Consider the following 17,493-nt stretch of genomic DNA (forward strand, 5'->3'; position numbering starts at 1 on the left):
CGCGCCCGCCGGGGGAGCGGGCGGTGAGGCGGCTGCTCGCCCGGCTCTGGCACGTCCTCGGCGCGCGGCTGCGATGGCGGCTGCTCTACCTGTCCCAGGCCACGTTCATGATCGGGGTGACCGGCGTCGTCCGCGACCCTGACGGCAACGTGCTGCTGCTGCGGCACCGCTTCTGGACCGAGCGGCGGCCGTGGGGGCTGCCGACGGGCGGGGCGAAGCGCGGGGAGACGTTCGAGCAGACGGTCGCCCGCGAGGTGCGGGAGGAGACCGGGCTGGAGGTCACCGTCGGCAGGCTGGTGCAGCTCAGGAGCGGGTTCCAGCTGCGGGTGGACGTGGCGTACGAGGCCCGCTACGCTGGCGGCGGCACCCTGCGGCTCAACCCGACGGAGATCCTGGAGGCCCGCTGGTGCGCCCCCGGCGACCTGCCCGAAGGGCTGCTGGAGTCGCACCGCCTGCTGATCGAGGCGTCAGGTGGGCAGCGCGGCCGTGGTGGAGAAGGCGGGGTCGAGGTGCGCGGTGTCGTTGAAGCGCCGCAGGATCCACCGGGCCTCGGTCAGCACCAGATGTGACACCGACCCGTTGTCCGCGCCCAGGAACGCGAACGGCCGCGACCCCGTGGCCGCCGCCAGCGCCTCGGCGATCACGCCGCCGTGGGTGACGACCACGATCCGCCGGCCGGGGTGGGCGGCGGCCAGCCTGCCGAGCGCCTTGCGCACCCGGTCGGAGAAGTCCGCGGCCGGCTCGGCGCCCGGGATCACGTCCCAGCGCTCCTCGGCCGCCATGCGTTTCGCGGTCGGATGCCCCTCCGCGACCAGGCGCCGGAACAGCCCGCCCTCCCACTCGCCGAGATGCACCTCGCGCAAGTCCGGATCCACCACCGGCGTCAGGCCGAGCCGGGCGGCCAGCGGCGCGGCCGTCTGGGACGTACGCCGCAGCGGGCTCACGTAGATCGCGTCCACGCGCTCGGTCGCCAGCCGCCGGCCCACCTGGCGCGCGTGCTCGTGGCCCTCGGGCGCGAGCTCCGGATCGCCTTGGCCGTCCACCAGGGCGAACGGGCGGTCGGGGCGGGCGGGCTCGGACTCGCCGTGCCGGACGAGGAGAACCTCGGTCGCGCCTGGCGGGGTGCGGAATCTGCCCTGCCGGTATTCGACCGGCTTCGTGCTCTCAGCTGCCACAACACGGGACGATACCCCCGTGCTCCGATCACCCCGGCCGTGGATCGAGGCGGGGTCCGGAAGCGTGGCGCCGGGCAAGTTCGGGGTGCGGCGCGCCGGGCCGGTCCGGGTGCGGCGCGCCGGGCCGGGAGGGTCAGGCCGGGTCGCCGGGTGTGAGCCAGGCCAGTGCCGCCGTGACCAGCGCCTCGGCGCCCATGCGCAGCGTCGGCGAGATCACCGGCGCGAACGCGGGGGAGTGGTTGCCCGGCACGTCCTCGGCCAGCCGGTCCTCCCGCACCGCCCGCTCGTACGTCTCAGGGTCGGCGCAGCCCAGCCCCCAGAAGACCGAGGGCGCTCCGGCCTCGGCGCCGATGACGCCGAAGTCCTCGCTGCCCATCAGCGGCGCCAGATCCGTCACCCGCTCCGCCCCGAACCGGGCGGTGAACGCCTGCCGGACGACGGCGGCGGCGCCCGGATCGTTCACGGTCAGCGGGAAGGAGTTGAGGGTGCGCAGCTCGGGCGGGCGGGGCGCCCCCGACGCCGCGGCCTCGGCGCGCACCACCCGCTCCACCCCGTCCAGCAGCCTGCGCCTGACCTCGGGCGAGAACGAGCGGAGGTTGACGGTGATGCTCGCCTCGTCGGCGATGACGTTCTCCTTGTGACCCGCGTGGATCTGGGCCACGGTCAGCACGGCCCGCTCGAACGGCGACACCTCGCGCGAGACGACGGTCTGCAGCCGCATCACGGTGGCCGCCGCCAGCACCACCGGGTCCACCGTGTGCTCGGGCTGCGAGCCGTGGCCGCCCCGGCCGTACAGGCGGATCTCCAGGCTGTCGGCGGCGGCCATGACCTCGCCCGGGCTGACCAGCACCTTGCCCGCCGGCCGCGGGAAGACGTGCTGGCCGAGCACGACGTCGGGGCGGCCGATCAGGTCGAGCAGCCCGTCGTCCACCATGGCCCGCGCCCCGCCCGCCACCTCCTCCGCCGGCTGGAACACCGCCACCAGCGTGCCCCGCCACCGCTCGCGCCCCGCGGCCAGCGCGGCGGCCGCGCCCGCCAGGCAGGTCACGTGCACGTCGTGGCCGCAGGCGTGCATGAGCGGCACCCGCCGGCCCTCGGCGTCCTGGGTGGTCGCGGTGCTCGCGTACGGCAGGCCGGTCGCCTCGGCCACCGGCAGCCCGTCCATGTCGGCGCGCAGCACCACCGCGGGCCCGTCGCCGTTGCGCAGCACGCCCACGACGCCCGTGCCCCCGACCCCGGTGCGCACCTCGAACCCGGCCGCGCGCAGCCGGTCGGCGGCGACGCCCGCCGTGCGCTCCTCCTGGAAGGACAGCTCGGGGTGGCGGTGCAGGTCACGGTAGAGGCCGGCGAGCTCGTCGCACGTGGCGTCGTCGAGCCCGGCCAGGACGGCGTCGGTGGTAGCGGTCATGCGCGTGCCCGTTCCAGTCGGTGATCTCTCCGGCGAGTGTACGCCGGGCGTCTCCGGCCAGGTCGGAGGGCCCGCCCGCCTCCCGCCGTCGGTACGAGCATTTTTGAAACGTCCTTCTTCGTGGGAAAAGTCTGTCTACGGTCGGCTGTTCGGGGCTATCGTCGCCTCTGGTTCTCCGTGAGAAAGGCGCTTCCGTGACGCAGCTTGTCGTCGAAGGCCATGGCGTGTCCGTGACCCTCGATCCCGGCCGGGCGTACCGGCTGGGCCGCGACCCGAGGTCGGACGTCGTCGTCAGCGACGAGCGGGTCTCACGGACGCATGCCGAGCTGCGGTTCGAGGGCGGCCAGTGGATGCTGGAGGACGTGGGCAGCCGCGGCGGCACCTATCTGGGCGGCCGGCGGGTGCAGCGGGTCGTCGTCGCCCCGGGCAGCAGGATCGACCTCGGCCACCCGACGGACGGCGGCACCATCACCTTCCGCGCCCCCACCTCGGCCCCGACCGCGCCCCCGCCGCAGGCGACCCCGTGGCGACCGGCCGCCTGGACCCCGCCTCCGCCCGCGTCCGCGCCCGCCGCCGTCCCTCCGCCCGCGTCCGCGCCGGCGCCCGTTCCTCCGCCCCGGCCCGCGCCGTACGTGTCCGGCCGGCAGCCCGCGCAGCCGGGCGGTGCCGTGCCCATGGCCACGCCCACACCCACGCTCCGGCTGGCCGCGCCCTTCTCAGGGCCCGCGCGGCCGGGCGGCGCCGGGCCCACGCCGACGCTCCGCCTGCCCCGTTCCGGACAGTGGCGTCAGCCGGCCACGGTCAGGGACCTCGGCGGGGCGCAGGTCGTCAGCATCGGCCGGGCGCCCGAGAACGACATCGTCCTCACCGACCTGAGGGTGTCGCGGCGGCACGCCGAGCTGCGCATCGACGCCGGCGGCCACGAGATCGTCGACGTGGGCAGCAGGATGGGCACCTACGTCAACGGACAGCGCGTCCAGCGGGCCCGCGTCACGCCCGACGACCTCATCGGCATCGGCCCCTCGTCGTTCCAGCTCGTGGGCGACACGCTCATGGAGTACGCCGACACGGGCGAGGTCTGCCTCCAGGCCCACGACCTCACCGTCACCGTGGGGGACGGCAAGGTGCTGCTCGACCACGTGTCGTTCCCGGTGGGCGAGAAGTGCCTGCTGGCCGTGATCGGCCCCAGCGGCTCGGGCAAGTCCACCCTGCTGCGCGCCCTCACCGGCCTGCGCCCCGCCGACCAGGGCGTCGTCACGTACGACGGGCGCGACCTCTACCGCGACTACGCCGAGCTGCGCTCCCGCATCGGCCTCGTGCCGCAGGACGACATCCTGCACAGCCAGCTCACCGTCCGCCGCGCCCTCATCTACGCCGCCGAGCTGCGCTTCCCCGACGACACCCGGCAGCACGAGCGCAAGGCCCGCGTCGACGAGGTGCTCCAGCAGCTCGGCCTGGCCAACCGCAAGGACAACCGCATCTCGTCGCTGTCCGGCGGCCAGCGCAAGCGCGTCAGCGTCGCCCTCGAACTGCTGACCAAGCCGTCCCTGCTCTTCCTCGACGAGCCCACCTCCGGCCTGGACCCGGGGCTGGACAAGTCGGTGATGCAGATGCTGCGCGGCCTGGCCGACGAGGGCCGTACCGTCGCCGTCGTCACCCACAGCGTCGCCAACCTGGACATCTGCGACCGGCTCCTCGTGATGGCCCCCGGCGGGAAGATCGCCTACTTCGGCCCGCCCGACGAGGCGCTGCCGTTCCTCGGCTTCACCGACTGGGCGGACGTGTTCATCGCCTTCGACGACCCGGCCAGGGACTGGGCCGGCGAGTACGCGCGGTCCCCGGAGTACCGGCAGTACATCGCGGCCGACCTGATCCAGCCGGTCGCGGCCCAGCAGCCCGTCCAGCGCGAGCTGCCGCCGAAGCAGCAGAGCTGGCCGGAGCAGCTCAGCACGCTGGTCCGCCGCTACTGCCGCGGCATCGTGGCCGACCGCCTCTTCCTCGGCATCACCGTCGCGCTGCCCATCGTGATGGGCCTGCTGGCCCGCGTCGTCCCCACCGGCAACCTCATGGGCCCGCCGAACAGCAACGGCAACTCGGCGAACCTGCTGCTGATCCTGTGCATCGGCGGCTGCCTGACCGGCTCCGCCAACGCCGTGCGCGAACTGGTCAAGGAACGCGCCATCTACCAGCGAGAACGGGCGGTCGGGCTGTCCCGCTCGGCCTATCTCTGCTCCAAGATGCTCGTCCTCGGCCTGATCACCGTGGCGCAGGGCGTGGTGCTGACGTACGTGGCGATGCTGAACGTCAAGACGTACGACACGGGCGTGTTCACGGCGCCGATGATCGAGCTCTCGCTCGCCGTCGCGCTGCTGTCGTTCACCGCGATGACCGTGGGGCTGCTCATCTCCGCGCTGGCCAAGACCAGCGAGACCACCATGCCCTTGCTCGTCCTCGTCACCCTGGTGCAACTGGTCTTCTGCGGGGCGCTGGTGCACCTGGACGACAAGCCGGTGATGGAGCAGCTGTCGTGGCTCGTACCGGCGCGCTGGGCGCTCGCCGCGCTGGCGGCCACGCTCGACGTGGGGCAGCTCATCCCGCACATCCAGGACCCGCCGGACCCACTGTGGAGCCAGGACTTCGGCACGTGGATCCTGGACATGAGCGCGCTGGCCACCCTCGCGGTCGTCTGCGCCTTCCTGGTGGCCCGCATGCTGCGCCGCCACGAGCCGGCCGTGATGCGCGGCAAGTGAGCTGGGACCCTTTTGGCCGGCGCCGCCCCCCTTAGCCGGCGGCGTCCCCTGGTCGGCGGAGTTCCGTTCCAGGGGCCCGCTCACCGGGTGGTGAACGCGCCGCCGTTCACGTGGATGGTCTGGCCGGTGATGTGCCGCGCGCCGGGGGAGGCGAGGAAGAAGACGGTCTCGGCGATGTCGCCCGGCGTGCCGGGCCGCTTGAGCAGCGTCTCCTCCACCAGCGCTTGGTGGCGTTCCTCCGTCATCGCGCCGCGGAAGAAGTTCGTGTCGGCGACGTATCCGGAGGAGATGACGTTGCAGGTGACGTCCCGGGGCCCCATCTCGGCGGCGAGCGTGAGATTCCAGGCGGCGAGCGCGGCCTTGGCGGCGCCGTAGGAGCCGCCCCGGCGTTCCGCGCCGATCGACCCGATGCTGACCACCGTGCCACCGGACGCGAGCCGGTCGCGGACGGCGGTCGTGGTGAGGGCCGCGGTGAGCACGTTGGCGGCCACGCTGGCGGTCAGCTCCTGCGCGAGCGCCTCCAGCGGCGGCGTCCCGGCCGCGGGAACGGGCGGCAGCCCGCCCGCGGCGTTGACCAGTACGTCGAGCCTGCCGCCCAGCTCCTCTGCCAGCGCGGCGACCTCGCCGGGACGGGTGGCGTCGCAGGCCAGCCCGCGCACCCCCAGCTCCGCTGCGGCGGGCTCGACGGTCTCCGGCCGGCGGCCGGTGATGACGACGTCGGCGCCGTCGGCGGCGAATCGCGCGGCGGTGGCCCGGCCGATGCCGCTGGTCCCACCGGTGACGAGAACGGTCCTGCCCATCTTTTCCCCCTGCTCCTGCTACGTTTAGACCTAAACATATAGGAGGCGCACCCGATGGCGGACACCCCGGCCACTCCCGCGGAGATCGCCGCGGCCTGGCAGCGCGAGCGCCCCGGCACCCCGACGGACTCCATCGAGATCGTGACGCCCATCTGGCGGCTGGCGAAGATGTTCGCCGACGACCGCGCCCGCGTGCTGCGCGCCGCCGGCATCGACGCGGCCACGCTCGACCTGCTCTCCGTGATCCGCCGCTCCGGCCCGCCGTACCGGCTGAGCACCCGTCAACTGGCCGCGCGCGCCCTGGTGACGGCAGGAGCGATCTCGCAGCGCGTGGCCAGGGCCGAGCGCGCCGGCCTGATCCGCCGCGGCCCCGGCGAGACGGGCCGCAGGAGCGTCGCGGTCTCGCTGACGGACGAGGGGCACGCGCTCATCGAACGCTCCGTCGACTCGGTGCTCGGCCGCGAGGCCTCCCTGGTCACGGGGTTGAGCGCGGCGGAACGGGCCACGCTCGCGACCCTCCTCGAAAAGCTCACCCTCGACGTACGGCACCGCATGACGACCGGGGAGCCGCCGCCCGCGGACCGATGAGTTCTCCCCGTCCGGTAGGTCAGTATGGGTGACATCCCGCACCCCCCGAAGGGAACGAACCCATGGCCAAGATCGTCCTCTACATGACCGTGTCGCTGGACGGCTACGTGGCCGGGCCCGACGACAGCGTGGACGCGCCGATGGGCATCGGCGGGTTCCGGCTGTTCAACTGGCTCGATCGGCGCAACGACCCGGGGCCGAGCGGGGAGGTGTACGCCGAGGCGATGGCCACCCGGGCGGTCATCGCCGGACGTCGTACGTACGAGCTGGCCGGCCGCTGGCAGGGCGACCACCACGACGGCGTACCGATCTTCGTCCTGACCCACGACGTGCCCGACGAGGCGCCGCCCGGCAGCGTCCGCTACGTCACCGACGCCGCCGAATGCGCCGCCCAGGCCCGCGCCGCCGCCGGCGACGGGACCGTGCTGGTGCACGGGGCCGGGGCGGCGCAGGCCCTGCTGCGGGCCGGGGAACTGGACGAGATGGAGCTGCACGTCGTTCCGGTCCTGCTGGGGGCGGGCCGCCGCCTCTTCGACCACCTGCCGGCCGAGGTCGTCGAGCTGGAGCAGGTCCGCCAGCTGACCGCGCCCGACGTCACCCACCTCCACTACCGCGTAAACCGCCCCTGAAAGCGCTGGTCACGGCGAATGGGGCGCGACTCCGCACAGCTCGACTCCAAGGCCAGGCGCTCGCGGCCGTCTTCCATCCAGAGGAAGTCCTCCACTCCGTTGACATTGAGGAGATGGGAGACCAGCCGGGTGCCCGCCGACAGCCGCCCGGCGATGTCCGGGCATACGCCCATGAAGCCGTTGGGTTCGACGATGAACGCCCAGTCATCGACGGCGACCACCCCGAAGAAATGGCCGTAACCGGAATCGGGTCTGCCGGAGCTGGAGAACGCTGTCCTGATCAGCTCCTTGAGCCCCATCGGCGGAAAGTCGTAGGCCTCGGCCCCGGTCCGGGTGATGACCTGCTCCGGTGTCAGGCCGCGAACGAGGGTGAAGCAGTACGCCTCCCGCAGATCGGTGTATTCGTCGTAGGTGAACCGGCGGAAGGTGAACCAGGCGTAGTCGGCGGCAGTCGCGATCATGCCGGCATGGTGCCAGCCGGGAGCGACAGAAACGGTCAGCCGGCGCGCCGGTGCGGAGAGTGGTGGGGTGAGACGCCCTGCCGCGCCGGCCCGCCGAGTGGCGTGTCTTAGCGGAGGGCGGGTTCGGGGGCGAGGGGTGGGCCGTCGGGGAGGCCGTCAGGGGCGCGCCAGGTGGCGAGGAAGCCCTCGGCCACGGCGCACGAACCCGCGAACGGCCCGTCAGGATGCTCAAGCGCCGTGCTGGTGAGCCCGGCGACCCGCTTCTCCACCAGGGCCCGGGCGGAGGCGGCGTCGGTGACCTCACGGGTGCGTTCCGAGAGGTAGCCGATCGTGGCGCCGGCCCCGCAGACGAAGTCCGCCAGCGTCATGACGCCACGCTCCCGCAGCGTACGCAGGCCGCCGTCCGTGTACGGGACGTTCGCCGCCGGGGCGACGACACGGGCGCGGACCCCGGCGGCTCGCCCGGCGGTCAGGGTGCCGGTGCGCGCGCCGGGCACGAGCACGTCCGCCGCCACCTCGTACAGTGCCTCGGCCGGATGCACGGGCAGCCCGAGCCGCTCCACGCAGGCGTCGCCGTGCTCGGCCCGCAGGTCCTCCAGAGCGGCCACGTCCAGCCCCGCCGGGTCGGTCACGCACCCGCGCAGCGTCGACAGCGCCACGATCCGCGCGCCCCGCCGCACGGCCTCCCGCACGACGGCGCCGCCCACCTTGCCGAACCCCTCGACCGCGAGCGTCCGCCCGTCCAGGCCGCCGAGCGCCGTCTCCGCCGCGACCACCACCCCCAGCCCGGTCACCATCGTGTCCACCAGCTCGCCGCCGACCTCCTGATGCATCACCGCGTCGGGACGGTAACCGGGCAGCGGCGCGAAGTCCTGCGTACGGGTGCCCAGGTCGGAAGCCGTCAGGAAGTCCCCCTTCTCGACCAGCGGGGTGATCTCCCGGCAGTAGCGGGCCACAGTGGCCTCCCGGTCCGCGGGCTCGGCCCGCAGCACCGCCTTGGCGCCGCCGATCCGTTCGCCCAGCACGGCCAGCTTGTACGTCATCGCCCGCGCGAGCAGCCCCGCCTCGCCGGGGGTCACGTCGGGGGCCAGCCGGGTGCCGCCCGCGCTGGTCGGGCAGTCAAGGTCGAAGGCGATGTACCCGTCCACCGAGGCGAGCTCCACGATCCTCATGCGCGCTCCTCACATCGTCCGATCGGCGCCGCCCGGAAGAGGACGGCGCCTGCCGACCAATCTCGACGCCAACCCGCGCCCTGTCCATCGCGGCACCAAGAAATTCGCGGCACCAAGACATTCGCAGCACCACGCAAACCGCCCGCAACGCCGCCGGCCACCGTCGGCGGACCCGCGTGAGAACGGAACCGGGCGTCCGACCTACTGCGTCGCCTCCTTCAGCAGGTCGCGCAGCCGTCGCACCAGTCCTGGATCGCCGTCGAAGGTCAGCGTCGCGTCGTCCGCCCGCCGCCACAGCCACAGCAGCACATCCTGGGGCGCGCCCGAGATCGACGCCTCTCCCGGCGCGTCGTCCCCGGCGACCTCGACGCCCGAGGCGGCCAGGCGGACGAGCCAGCCGTTCGCTCCCGTTGTGATCGACACCGTGCGCCCGTCCGCGCCGGCCAGGGCATCGCCGAAGTCCTCCGGCCACTGGCGGGAGGCGAAGGCGAGGAAGGTCACGAGGATCTCGTCGATGCCGTCCACCGCCAGGTCGGCCGGGATCGGCATGATGGGTTCGCCGGCCGCCAGCTCGGCGTCCACCCGGTGCACCGCCGTCTCCAGCGCCATCCTGCGGGCCCAGAAGCCGACGGTCTGGTCGGGGTCGTACCACGTCAGCGCCTGCTCCTCCGGCGGCCGGGAGGCGAGCTCGCCACGCAGCTCGGCCATGGCGCGGTTCAGGTACGCCGCCGGCCCGTTCGGATCCGGCTCGGGTGGCCAGGGCTTCGGCCAGGCGCCGCGGCGCATCGTCTCGACCTTGTGCAGGAACGTGTCGCCGACATGCTTGAGCAGGTCGGCGGTGGTCCACCCGGGGCAGCGGGGCACCGGGGCGGCGAGGTCACGGGTGGCGGTGTCGCGCAGCCGCGCGTAGTCCAGCTCGATGAGGTCCAAGTACCGGCGCTGATCCATGCGGCAAGTCAAACACGGGCGCCCGGACGTGGCACCGCTGCCGGTTGCCCTGGCGTACCGGCCCAGCACCCGGCACCCTCGTGCGCCGCTGAACGACGACGGCCGCCACCGCCCTGGAGTGGCGGTGACGGCCGGTGCGAAGACCGCGGGGGAGTGCTCGCCGGATCAGTGGGCGGGCCAGGCGGGGCCGTCGTGCTCGCCGGTGTCGGGCGCGCGGGCCGGAAGGAGCAGGGCGGCGACGACCACGGCCACGGACAGCGCCGCGCCGATGATGAACGCCAGCCGCATGCCGCCCAGGTCGGCCAGGCCCTCGCTGACTCCGGCGGCGGTCAGGGCCTCGGCTCGCGCGCTCATCACGGTGATCACGAGCGCGGTGCCGAAGGCCGCCGCCACCTGCTGCAGCGTGCTCAGGATCGAGCTGCCGTGGGAGTAGAGCCGCGGCGGGACCGCGCCGAGCCCGAGGGTGAAGACGGGGGTGAAGGTCGCGGCCAGGCTCACCATCAGCAGCGCGTGCAGGCCGAGGATCTGCCAGAACGGCATCGTCATCGATACCTGGGTGAAGCCGGTGAGCGCGAGCATGATGCCGATCGCGCCGGGCACCACCAGCACCCGGCCGCCGAACCGGTCGAACAGGCGGCCGACCGTCGGGCCGAGCAGCCCCATCGCCAGGCCGCCCGGCATCACCAGGAGCCCGGTCTCCAGGGCGCTGAGCCCGCGCAGGCTCTGCAGGTAGAGCGGCAGCAGGATCATCGAGCCGAGCATCGCCATGAAGGCCACCGACAGGAGGATCAGCGAGACGGTGTAGGTGCGCTGGCGCAGCGTGCGCAGGTCGAGCAGCGGCACGCCGTGCTTCTGCAGCCAGAGCTGGCGCAGGACGAAGCCGAGGATGGTGACCAGCCCGCCCACCACGATCGCGACGGCCACGCCGGCGTCGCCGCCCTCGAACCGGCTGAGCCCGTAGACCAGGCCGCCGAAACCGGCCGCGGCCGTCACCACGCTGAACCAGTCGATGCTGCCGCGCTCGGTCTCGCCGACATTCTCCAGCCGCTTCAGGCCGCCCCACGCGATCAGGGCGGCGATGGGCAGCACCGCGGCGAACAGCAGGCGCCAGGACCCGAACTGCAGGATCACGCCGGAGACCGTCGGGCCCATCGCGGGCGCGACCGACATGGCCAGGGTGACGTTGCCCATCACCCGGCCGCGGTCCTCCTCGGGCACCACGCGCATCAGGGTGGTCATCAGCAGCGGCATCATCACGGCCGTCCCGGACGCCTGGACGATCCGGGCGACCAGCAGCACGGCGAACGACGGCGCCGCCATGGCCAGCGCGGTGCCGAGCAGGAACAGCCCCATCGCGGTGGCGTAGGCGGCCCGGGTGGACACCCGCTGGAGGAACCAGCCGGTGATCGGGATGACCGCGGCCATGGTCAGCATGAAAGCGGTGGAAAGCCACTGCGCGGTCTGCTCGGTGATGTGCAACGCCGCCATCAGCCCGGGGATGGCGTTGATCATGATCGTCTCGTTGAGGATGACCACGAACGTGGCCAGCACCAGCAGCCGGATCACGGGCGGCGTGCGGCCGGACGCGGCGGCCGCGGGCTTGGCGGGTGAGTCGAGCTCTGAGATGGTCACGGAACCTCGTTCGGGGTCGTCGGGGGAGAACCGGTGGTCGCCGGGGAGCCGGGCTTCGGTTTCACAAGAAGTGGTCGTCATGTACAGACTGACCGGCCCCACCGACAAAACTCATCGGCCGCGCCCAACGATGAGGCATGAAGTGGGAAATGTCACCCGAATTACCGCCGCTGCCTCGCAGCTCATGCCCGCGATTCCCCTGATGCGAAAGTCCTGCCGCGCCGCCCGGACCCGTCCCCCTCAGACGCCCCGCCGCCCGTCCGGCTGGGCACCGTACGGGCCGTGCGGACGCCGGCCGGCTCCGCTCATCGCGCTGAGCGGAGCCGGCGCCGCACCTCGGCCCCTCCGGTCAGAGACCGGCCGACTTCACCAGACGGCAACTGTCGACCAGCTCACCCACCGCCAGGGAGGTGACCGAGCAGAGGGCGGGCCGCTTGAGGGAGCGGGTGTCGACCGGAGCCGCCGACGTGAACAGGATGGCGAGAGCGCCGGCGGCGATCACTGTGAGTGTTTTCATGGCAACAGTATGCAGTCACTCGCGAGGTGGCGGACGCCGCTCGCTCCGGTCAGGCGAGGGCGGCGAGTGCTGCGTCGAGGTCGTCGTAGAGGGGCAGGACCTTGGCCAGGCCGGTGATCCACATGATCTTCGCGCGGCGGTAGTCGACGCCGATGAGGGCGAACTTGCCGCCGGCGGCCTGGCTGGCCTGCCAGTGGTGGATGATCAGGCCGAGGGCGCGGGAGTCCATGAAGACGGCGCCGGCGAGGTCGAGGATGATGGAGGTGCCGGCCTGGTCGAGGTGGTCGGCGAACTGCTGGCGGGTGGTGGCGTCCAGCACTCCCTCCACGGTGATCACGGCGATGTCGCCGGCCGTGGACGACGTCAGGCGCAGCGGTGCGGGGGCGGGAGTCTCGCCGGCGGACATCATCACCCCGCCATCGTATCGAGGCCACCGCCGGCCGCTCCGAGGCCACTGCCGGCTGCTCCGCGGCCGCCTACTGGTGCGGAGGGCGCGGAACGTCCACGCCGGCCGCGCGCAGGTGCGCCTCGATCAGCGTGTTCAGCCGGGCGAGGGACGGCTCCCGGTCCTCCCCGTGGTGGTCGATCACCCCGTACCGGGCGTCCGCGTCGGGCCGCCGCCGCACCTCGGCGGGCATCGCCAGCCGCGCGGGATCGGCCAGCAGCCGGCCCGCCATCGCGGCCGCCAGCTCCTCGATCCGCGGGTCCTCGGGATCCCAGGATTTCGCGTCCCAGCCCTGCTTGGTCAGCTCGACGAACTCGGGATCGCCGAGCCAGTCCTCGAGCCGGGACAGGAAGCTGTCGAGGATCTCCGGGATCAGCGCCCGCGTCAGCACCATGGCCTCGCGCTGCGTGTCCACGTAGTCGGCGGCGAAGCCGAGGGCGGTCAGCCGGTCGAGGAGCGCGCAGGCCCGGTCGGGCAGCAGGGCCCGGTCGCCCTGGTCGAGCCGGCGCAGCGTGTCGCGGCGCGCGATCAGGTCCTCGATGCGTTCGGTGAGCCGCCGGTCCACGTCGTCCAGCGCGGCGGTGAACCGTACGGGATCGGCGTCGAGCAGGTCGCCGATCTCGGCCAGCGGCACCCCCGCCCCGGCCAGGGTGCGGGCCTGGACCAGCCGGAGCAGGTCGGCCGACCGGTAGCGCCGGTAGCCGGAACCGTCGCGTTCCGGCTCGGCGACCAGGCCGAGCCGGTGATAGTGCCGCACCGTCTTGATCGTGACGCCGGCGAACGCGGCCGCCTGGCCGATGGTGAGCCCGCCGGTCATCAGCGGGCCATCGAGTACGGGTCGCGGCAGGTCACAGGGTCGAGAATAGCCCGTTTCCACCCGGCTGATCGCGCCGTCGCCGAGGGCCGGAGCGCGAGGCGGTTGACCTTGACCTTAGGTCAGGGCCCACGCTGATCGCAGGCCGCCGCCACGGGGCCGCTCGCAGGGCCGGGGCGCGGCCACGCTTCCCGTCCGCGCTGAACATCTCTTCCGCTGAGACAAGGATTGATCATGAACGAGTCCCTTCGTACCGTCGAGAACACCGCCGCCGCACAGGACCGCCCGGACCTGCGCAAGGCGATCGAGTCGTTCGTCGACTACGGTTTCGCCGGCGTGCAGCTGCGTGTGCACGACGAGCGCGGTCACTGGGCCGGCAGCGCAGGCGTGAGCGAGCTGGGCGGGAGCGCAACTCCGCCGATCGACGGTCACTTCAGGATCGGCAGCGTCACCAAGACCTTCACCGCCGCCCTGATGCTGCAGCTGGTCGCCGAGGACAGGATCGGGCTGGACACCCCGGTGGCCGGCCGCCTGCCCGAGTTCGAGCTGGACCCGCGGATCACGGTGCGGATGCTGCTCCAGCACACCAGCGGCCTGTTCAACTTCACCGGCGAGTTCTCCCCGGACGGGACGCAGCTGGCCGGCGGCGTGGCCGGCGTGGGCAAGGAGTGGCTGGACAACCGGGACCGGACCTATCGGCCGGAAGAGCTGGTACGGATGGCGCTGTCCCAGCCGGCCAGGTTCGAGCCGGGAACGCGCTGGAGCTACTCCAACACCAACTACGTGCTGGCCAGGCTGCTGATCGAGCAGGTCGCCGGCCGCCCGTACGGGGAGGAGATGCGGCGGCGCATCCTGGAGCCGCTCGGGCTGAGCGGCACCGTGGTGCCCGAGGACTCGCCGGAGCTCCCCGAGCCGCACGCGCACGGCTACTACCCGTACGAGGACGGCGACGGCTGGCACGTGGCCGACACCACCCGCTTCAACCCCTCGTGGATCTCCGCCGCCGGCGACATGATCTCGACCACCCAGGACCTGCACACGTTCTTCTCGGCGCTGATGGGCGGCCGGCTGCTGCCGGCGCCGCTGCTGGCCGAGATGTGCACGCCGGACCCCACCATGGGCTACGGCCTCGGGGTGTTCGTGGAGCGCACGGACGGCGGAGGCACGATCGTCCAGCACAACGGCGGCTTCTGGGGCTGGGCGACGCTCATGTACGCCACGCCCGACGGCAGCAGGACCATGACCGGCTCGCTGACGTTCGGGGACTCCCAGGTGGACTGGGTCGCCATGGCCGAGGCGATGGAGCAGGTGAAGCGGCAGCTCGTCACGGCGGTCTTCGACGGCGGCCCCGACGCGCCGACGGCCTGAGCCCGGCCGCGCGGGCGTGCCGCGCCAGAGCCGAGCCGGGCCAGAGCCGGGCCAGGGCCGGGTCAGTGTCCGCGCGCCTGCTCGCCGCCCGGCCAGGCGATCACTGGCACTTGCCCACGAGCCACGAGCGGAGCTGGGACGGGTAGTCGGTGGCCATCCGCTTGGCGCCGCTCTGGAGCGCCTGGTTCCACGCGCTCTCGTTCAGCCGCCAGGAGGGCGGCGGCTCCTCCCACTTGGTGACGTCGGGCCAGACGGGGCCGCCGCTCAGCACCTGCGTCATGCCCGCGGCGGTCACCCGCCGCCGCAGCTCGGCGGAGACGCCGCTGTCGTGGGAATACAGGATGATCTCCTGCGACCGGTAGTTCTCCCTGACGGGGTCGAGCACCTCGGCCCAGGCCCGCGCCTTGATCGCGGCGTCCGCGTGGAACAGCGACTGCTTGCCCTCCGGCTTGACCTCCACCATCCCGATCATGCCGGCCGACCTCATCGCGGCCAGCCACTGACGGAACGTGTGCACCCTTTCGCCCTCGAACGGGCCGCGCGTGATGGTGCGCCCGTCGAGCCGGGTGTCGCCGCTGGCCCACCAGATCTCGGTGATGTTCTTCTTCGTGCCGGTCAACCCCCAGGTCGAGGTGTTGTGCCACATGACGGCCTTGGTGCCGTCCCTGGTGAGCTGCAGGTCGGCCTCGACGCCCGCCGCGCCCCACGCCTTGTACTGGCGGATGGCGGCCGGGTTGTTGGGCTGGCGGATCTGGTCCCGTTCCCAGGCGTCGGCGCCGGTGGGGTAGCCGCCGTGCCCGAAGATCTGCGGGCACGCGGGCAGCGCGGCCGACGGGGCGGTGAGTAACGAGGCCAGCAGGAACGCGGCGAGGGGGACTGCCACAGCACGCACCTTTCGATCTTGTCGTCAGTGCACGACACTGTCCCACAGCACGCTCGCGCCGGGCATCAGGTGACGATCGCGTTCCCGGCCCGGCTACGACCGCAGCCGTTTCGAGCCGGCTTCGAGGTCGCGTACGGCCGCGACGGCCTCCGTCACGTCGGCGTGGATGTTCAGGGCGTCCCACACGCCGGTGAGCTGCAGGATCCGCGCCGGAAGATCCTGGACGGCGGCCAGGTGCAGCGTGCCGCCCTCCCGGCGGATGTCGGCGTGCACCAGCAGCAGCACCTGCAGGCCCATGCTGTCCATGAACGTCAGCCCGGCCAGATCGAGGATCAGGGGACGGCCGCGCCGCCGCTCCCGGCTGATGAAGGACTCGAGCCGGCCGACGTTGGTGGCGTCGAGCTCGCCCGACACGACGATCAGGGCGCCGGCGGCCAGCGAGCGGCAGCGGACACCGAAGGGAGGAGACATGGAGGTCTCGTCGCGGGCGTTCAGCTGATCGACGAGTGCGCGAGAGAGATGAACACGAGCGATCCCCACAGTAGGCCGGCCTCATGGTGACGTCGGCGACGCCGTCACCGTTGACGCTACGGCCGAAGCGGGTCGCGGGAAAGGGATTTGGCCATAAGATCTTCAGCCGTCCGGCCGTCTATCCGCCTTTCGCGGTAAAGGCCACCATTTCCGGTGGCTCGGCGGTTCGGTGGTGCATTTCTCCATGCTTTTCCGGCGGTGACCAGGGCCGGATGCGGCGCTCGTCACGCGGTCACGGGTTCGGGTTCGATCGATCAAAGTTTCTTGATTGTCCCTGCCGGGGTGGCGCGCGGCGTGCTGTCGAATGCGGAATTACTTTCAATCTTGCTCCCTGTAAGGGCCCGATCGAAAGGAATTTTCATGCTTCGTCGTACTGTGTCAGGGGCCTTCGCCCTGACGGTCGCCAGCCTCATCGCGGCAGCGGTTTCGCCCGCGCACGCCGAGCAGAGTGGCGCGCACCAGCGCCCGGCGACGTTCTACGACAGCGCCGCCGCCATCGTCAACGCCGACGGCAGCCTGAACAAGGGCACGAACGTCGTCAGGTCGTGGCTGGCGGCCACCGGCCGGTACTGCGTCCAGCTCGCCCACTCGGTGGAGGCGCCCGACGCGCTCATCCAGCTCACGCCGCGCGACCCGCGGCGCCTGCCGCACATCGCCTACCGCAACCCGTCCGCGACCTGCGACCACCACAACACGATCACCGTCAACGTGTACGACACCAACACGGGCCGCCTGGCCGACGGCGGATTCGACCTGCTGGCGCTCTGACCGGTGACCCTGACGTCCGGAGGCCCGTCACCCACGGCCTCCGGACGGGCCACCCACGACTTCCGGGACGGGTCGCTCGCGGCTTTCGGACGGGTCACTCACGACCCGGGCCGGTCGCAGGCGCAGGGCGGGCACGACCAGCAGGCCGACGGCGGCCACGGCGAAGGCGGTGTTGCCGGCCAGGTCGAGCGCCGCGTCCACCGGTACGGCGGGCGGCTGCGGGAACCCGTGCCAGGCATAGGTGAGCACACCACCCGCCGCCGGCGCGAACACCTGCGCCTGACCTCAGCCGGTACGCCGCGACCACCGGGTCACCAGAACGCACACCACGGCGTACACGACGGTGACCGGCCACGCGCCGAGCGCGTCGAGCTCGACGGCCGCGAGCCAGAACACCGCCCCGCCGCCAGGGAGTAGCCGAGCACCGGCCACGGCCCGGGAGCCCGCTCCACCGACCCGATGACCGGGTCCCGGCGGCGCAGAGCCACCACCACCAGCAGCCCGGCCAGAACGAGCACGCCCGCGACCTGCGTTCAGAGAAGCAGGTTGATGATGACCGTCAGCAGGATCGACAGCACCACCGAGATGACGATCATGATCAGGC

19 protein-coding genes are annotated in these 17,493 nt (G+C 72.6%); 6 read left to right on the top strand and 13 right to left on the bottom strand.

What is annotated here, in order from left to right; genetic code table 11:
• Positions 1-23 precede the first annotated feature (23 nt).
• On the top strand, positions 24-569 hold the full coding sequence (locus B0I32_RS47770) for an NUDIX domain-containing protein (RefSeq protein ID WP_219912389.1): 546 nt from the start codon (positions 24-26) through the stop codon (positions 567-569).
• Here B0I32_RS47770 and B0I32_RS47775 read toward each other — a convergent pair.
• Together B0I32_RS47775 and B0I32_RS47780 are read right to left on the bottom strand one after the other, a co-directional pair.
• The gene (locus tag B0I32_RS47775; RefSeq protein ID WP_106251119.1) at positions 468-1,175 is read right to left on the bottom strand and encodes a histidine phosphatase family protein; all 708 of its coding nucleotides are present in this window, start codon (positions 1,173-1,175) and stop codon (positions 468-470) included. The genes B0I32_RS47770 and B0I32_RS47775 overlap by 102 nt on opposite strands.
• Before the next feature lie 133 nt (positions 1,176-1,308).
• Entirely contained in the window at positions 1,309-2,583 is a 1,275-nt protein-coding gene (locus tag B0I32_RS47780) for an amidohydrolase (protein WP_106251121.1), read from the bottom strand.
• Positions 2,584-2,777: 194 nt separating this feature from the next.
• On the opposite strand from B0I32_RS47780, the gene B0I32_RS47785 reads away from it, so the two are divergent.
• On the top strand, positions 2,778-5,333 hold the full coding sequence (locus B0I32_RS47785) for an FHA domain-containing protein (protein ID WP_219912390.1): 2,556 nt from the start codon (positions 2,778-2,780) through the stop codon (positions 5,331-5,333).
• 80 nt (positions 5,334-5,413) lie between these two features.
• On the opposite strand, the gene B0I32_RS47790 is transcribed toward B0I32_RS47785, so the two are convergent.
• Positions 5,414-6,133, bottom strand: coding sequence for an SDR family NAD(P)-dependent oxidoreductase (locus tag B0I32_RS47790; RefSeq protein WP_106251125.1), 720 nt, complete (start codon positions 6,131-6,133; stop codon positions 5,414-5,416).
• Positions 6,134-6,187: 54 nt separating this feature from the next.
• Here B0I32_RS47790 and B0I32_RS47795 point away from each other — a divergent pair, with 54 nt between their 5' ends.
• Both B0I32_RS47795 and B0I32_RS47800 read left to right on the top strand, forming a co-directional pair.
• Positions 6,188-6,721: a MarR family winged helix-turn-helix transcriptional regulator gene (locus B0I32_RS47795; RefSeq protein WP_106251126.1), complete on the top strand. Its 534-nt coding sequence runs from the start codon at positions 6,188-6,190 to the stop codon at positions 6,719-6,721.
• 62 nt (positions 6,722-6,783) lie between these two features.
• Positions 6,784-7,350 (top strand): dihydrofolate reductase family protein, encoded by a 567-nt coding sequence (locus B0I32_RS47800; RefSeq protein WP_106251128.1) that lies wholly within the window; start codon positions 6,784-6,786, stop codon positions 7,348-7,350.
• On the opposite strand, the gene B0I32_RS47805 is transcribed toward B0I32_RS47800, so the two are convergent.
• From B0I32_RS47805 to B0I32_RS47830, 7 genes are all read right to left on the bottom strand, one after another.
• The gene (locus B0I32_RS47805; RefSeq protein ID WP_106251130.1) at positions 7,329-7,811 is read right to left on the bottom strand and encodes a DUF6461 domain-containing protein; all 483 of its coding nucleotides are present in this window, start codon (positions 7,809-7,811) and stop codon (positions 7,329-7,331) included. The two genes, B0I32_RS47800 and B0I32_RS47805, sit on opposite strands and share 22 nt — an antisense overlap.
• Positions 7,812-7,918: 107 nt before the next feature.
• Positions 7,919-8,983, bottom strand: a complete 1,065-nt coding sequence (locus B0I32_RS47810; protein ID WP_106251132.1) for a Glu/Leu/Phe/Val dehydrogenase dimerization domain-containing protein — start codon at positions 8,981-8,983, stop codon at positions 7,919-7,921.
• Between the two features lie 201 nt (positions 8,984-9,184).
• Complete coding sequence (locus tag B0I32_RS47815; protein WP_106251134.1) at positions 9,185-9,931, bottom strand: maleylpyruvate isomerase N-terminal domain-containing protein; 747 nt, start codon at positions 9,929-9,931, stop codon at positions 9,185-9,187.
• A gap of 165 nt (positions 9,932-10,096) precedes the next feature.
• On the bottom strand, positions 10,097-11,563 hold the full coding sequence (locus B0I32_RS47820; RefSeq protein WP_245956617.1) for an MDR family MFS transporter: 1,467 nt from the start codon (positions 11,561-11,563) through the stop codon (positions 10,097-10,099).
• A gap of 349 nt (positions 11,564-11,912) precedes the next feature.
• Positions 11,913-12,080 carry a hypothetical protein gene (locus tag B0I32_RS58390; protein ID WP_181308583.1) on the bottom strand — a complete coding sequence of 56 codons (168 nt, stop codon included), beginning with the start codon at positions 12,078-12,080 and terminating at the stop codon, positions 11,913-11,915.
• A gap of 49 nt (positions 12,081-12,129) precedes the next feature.
• Positions 12,130-12,489: an STAS domain-containing protein gene (locus B0I32_RS47825; RefSeq protein WP_245956624.1), complete on the bottom strand. Its 360-nt coding sequence runs from the start codon at positions 12,487-12,489 to the stop codon at positions 12,130-12,132.
• A gap of 67 nt (positions 12,490-12,556) precedes the next feature.
• Entirely contained in the window at positions 12,557-13,342 is a 786-nt protein-coding gene (locus B0I32_RS47830) for a MerR family transcriptional regulator (protein WP_106251137.1), read from the bottom strand.
• A 231-nt stretch (positions 13,343-13,573) separates the two neighbouring features.
• Between B0I32_RS47830 and B0I32_RS47835 the strand changes: the two genes are divergently transcribed.
• Positions 13,574-14,707 carry a serine hydrolase domain-containing protein gene (locus B0I32_RS47835; protein ID WP_106251139.1) on the top strand — a complete coding sequence of 378 codons (1,134 nt, stop codon included), beginning with the start codon at positions 13,574-13,576 and terminating at the stop codon, positions 14,705-14,707.
• Positions 14,708-14,807: 100 nt separating this feature from the next.
• Here the strand turns inward: B0I32_RS47835 and B0I32_RS47840 are convergent, their stop codons facing one another.
• Both B0I32_RS47840 and B0I32_RS47845 read right to left on the bottom strand, forming a co-directional pair.
• A complete protein-coding gene (locus B0I32_RS47840; RefSeq protein WP_219912391.1) occupies positions 14,808-15,590 on the bottom strand; it encodes a glycerophosphodiester phosphodiesterase in 783 nt (260 codons plus the stop codon).
• 93 nt (positions 15,591-15,683) lie between these two features.
• Positions 15,684-16,061: an STAS domain-containing protein gene (locus B0I32_RS47845; RefSeq protein WP_106251143.1), complete on the bottom strand. Its 378-nt coding sequence runs from the start codon at positions 16,059-16,061 to the stop codon at positions 15,684-15,686.
• Between the two features lie 420 nt (positions 16,062-16,481).
• Here B0I32_RS47845 and B0I32_RS47850 point away from each other — a divergent pair, with 420 nt between their 5' ends.
• The gene (locus B0I32_RS47850) at positions 16,482-16,889 is read left to right on the top strand and encodes a hypothetical protein (RefSeq protein ID WP_146178570.1); all 408 of its coding nucleotides are present in this window, start codon (positions 16,482-16,484) and stop codon (positions 16,887-16,889) included.
• Between the two features lie 27 nt (positions 16,890-16,916).
• Here the strand turns inward: B0I32_RS47850 and B0I32_RS47855 are convergent, their stop codons facing one another.
• Positions 16,917-17,162, bottom strand: coding sequence for a hypothetical protein (locus tag B0I32_RS47855; protein WP_106251147.1), 246 nt, complete (start codon positions 17,160-17,162; stop codon positions 16,917-16,919).
• Between the last annotated feature and the right edge of the window lie 331 nt (positions 17,163-17,493).

The organism is Nonomuraea fuscirosea (assembly GCF_003001935.1).
GTDB classification, from domain to species: domain Bacteria; phylum Actinomycetota; class Actinomycetes; order Streptosporangiales; family Streptosporangiaceae; genus Nonomuraea; species Nonomuraea fuscirosea.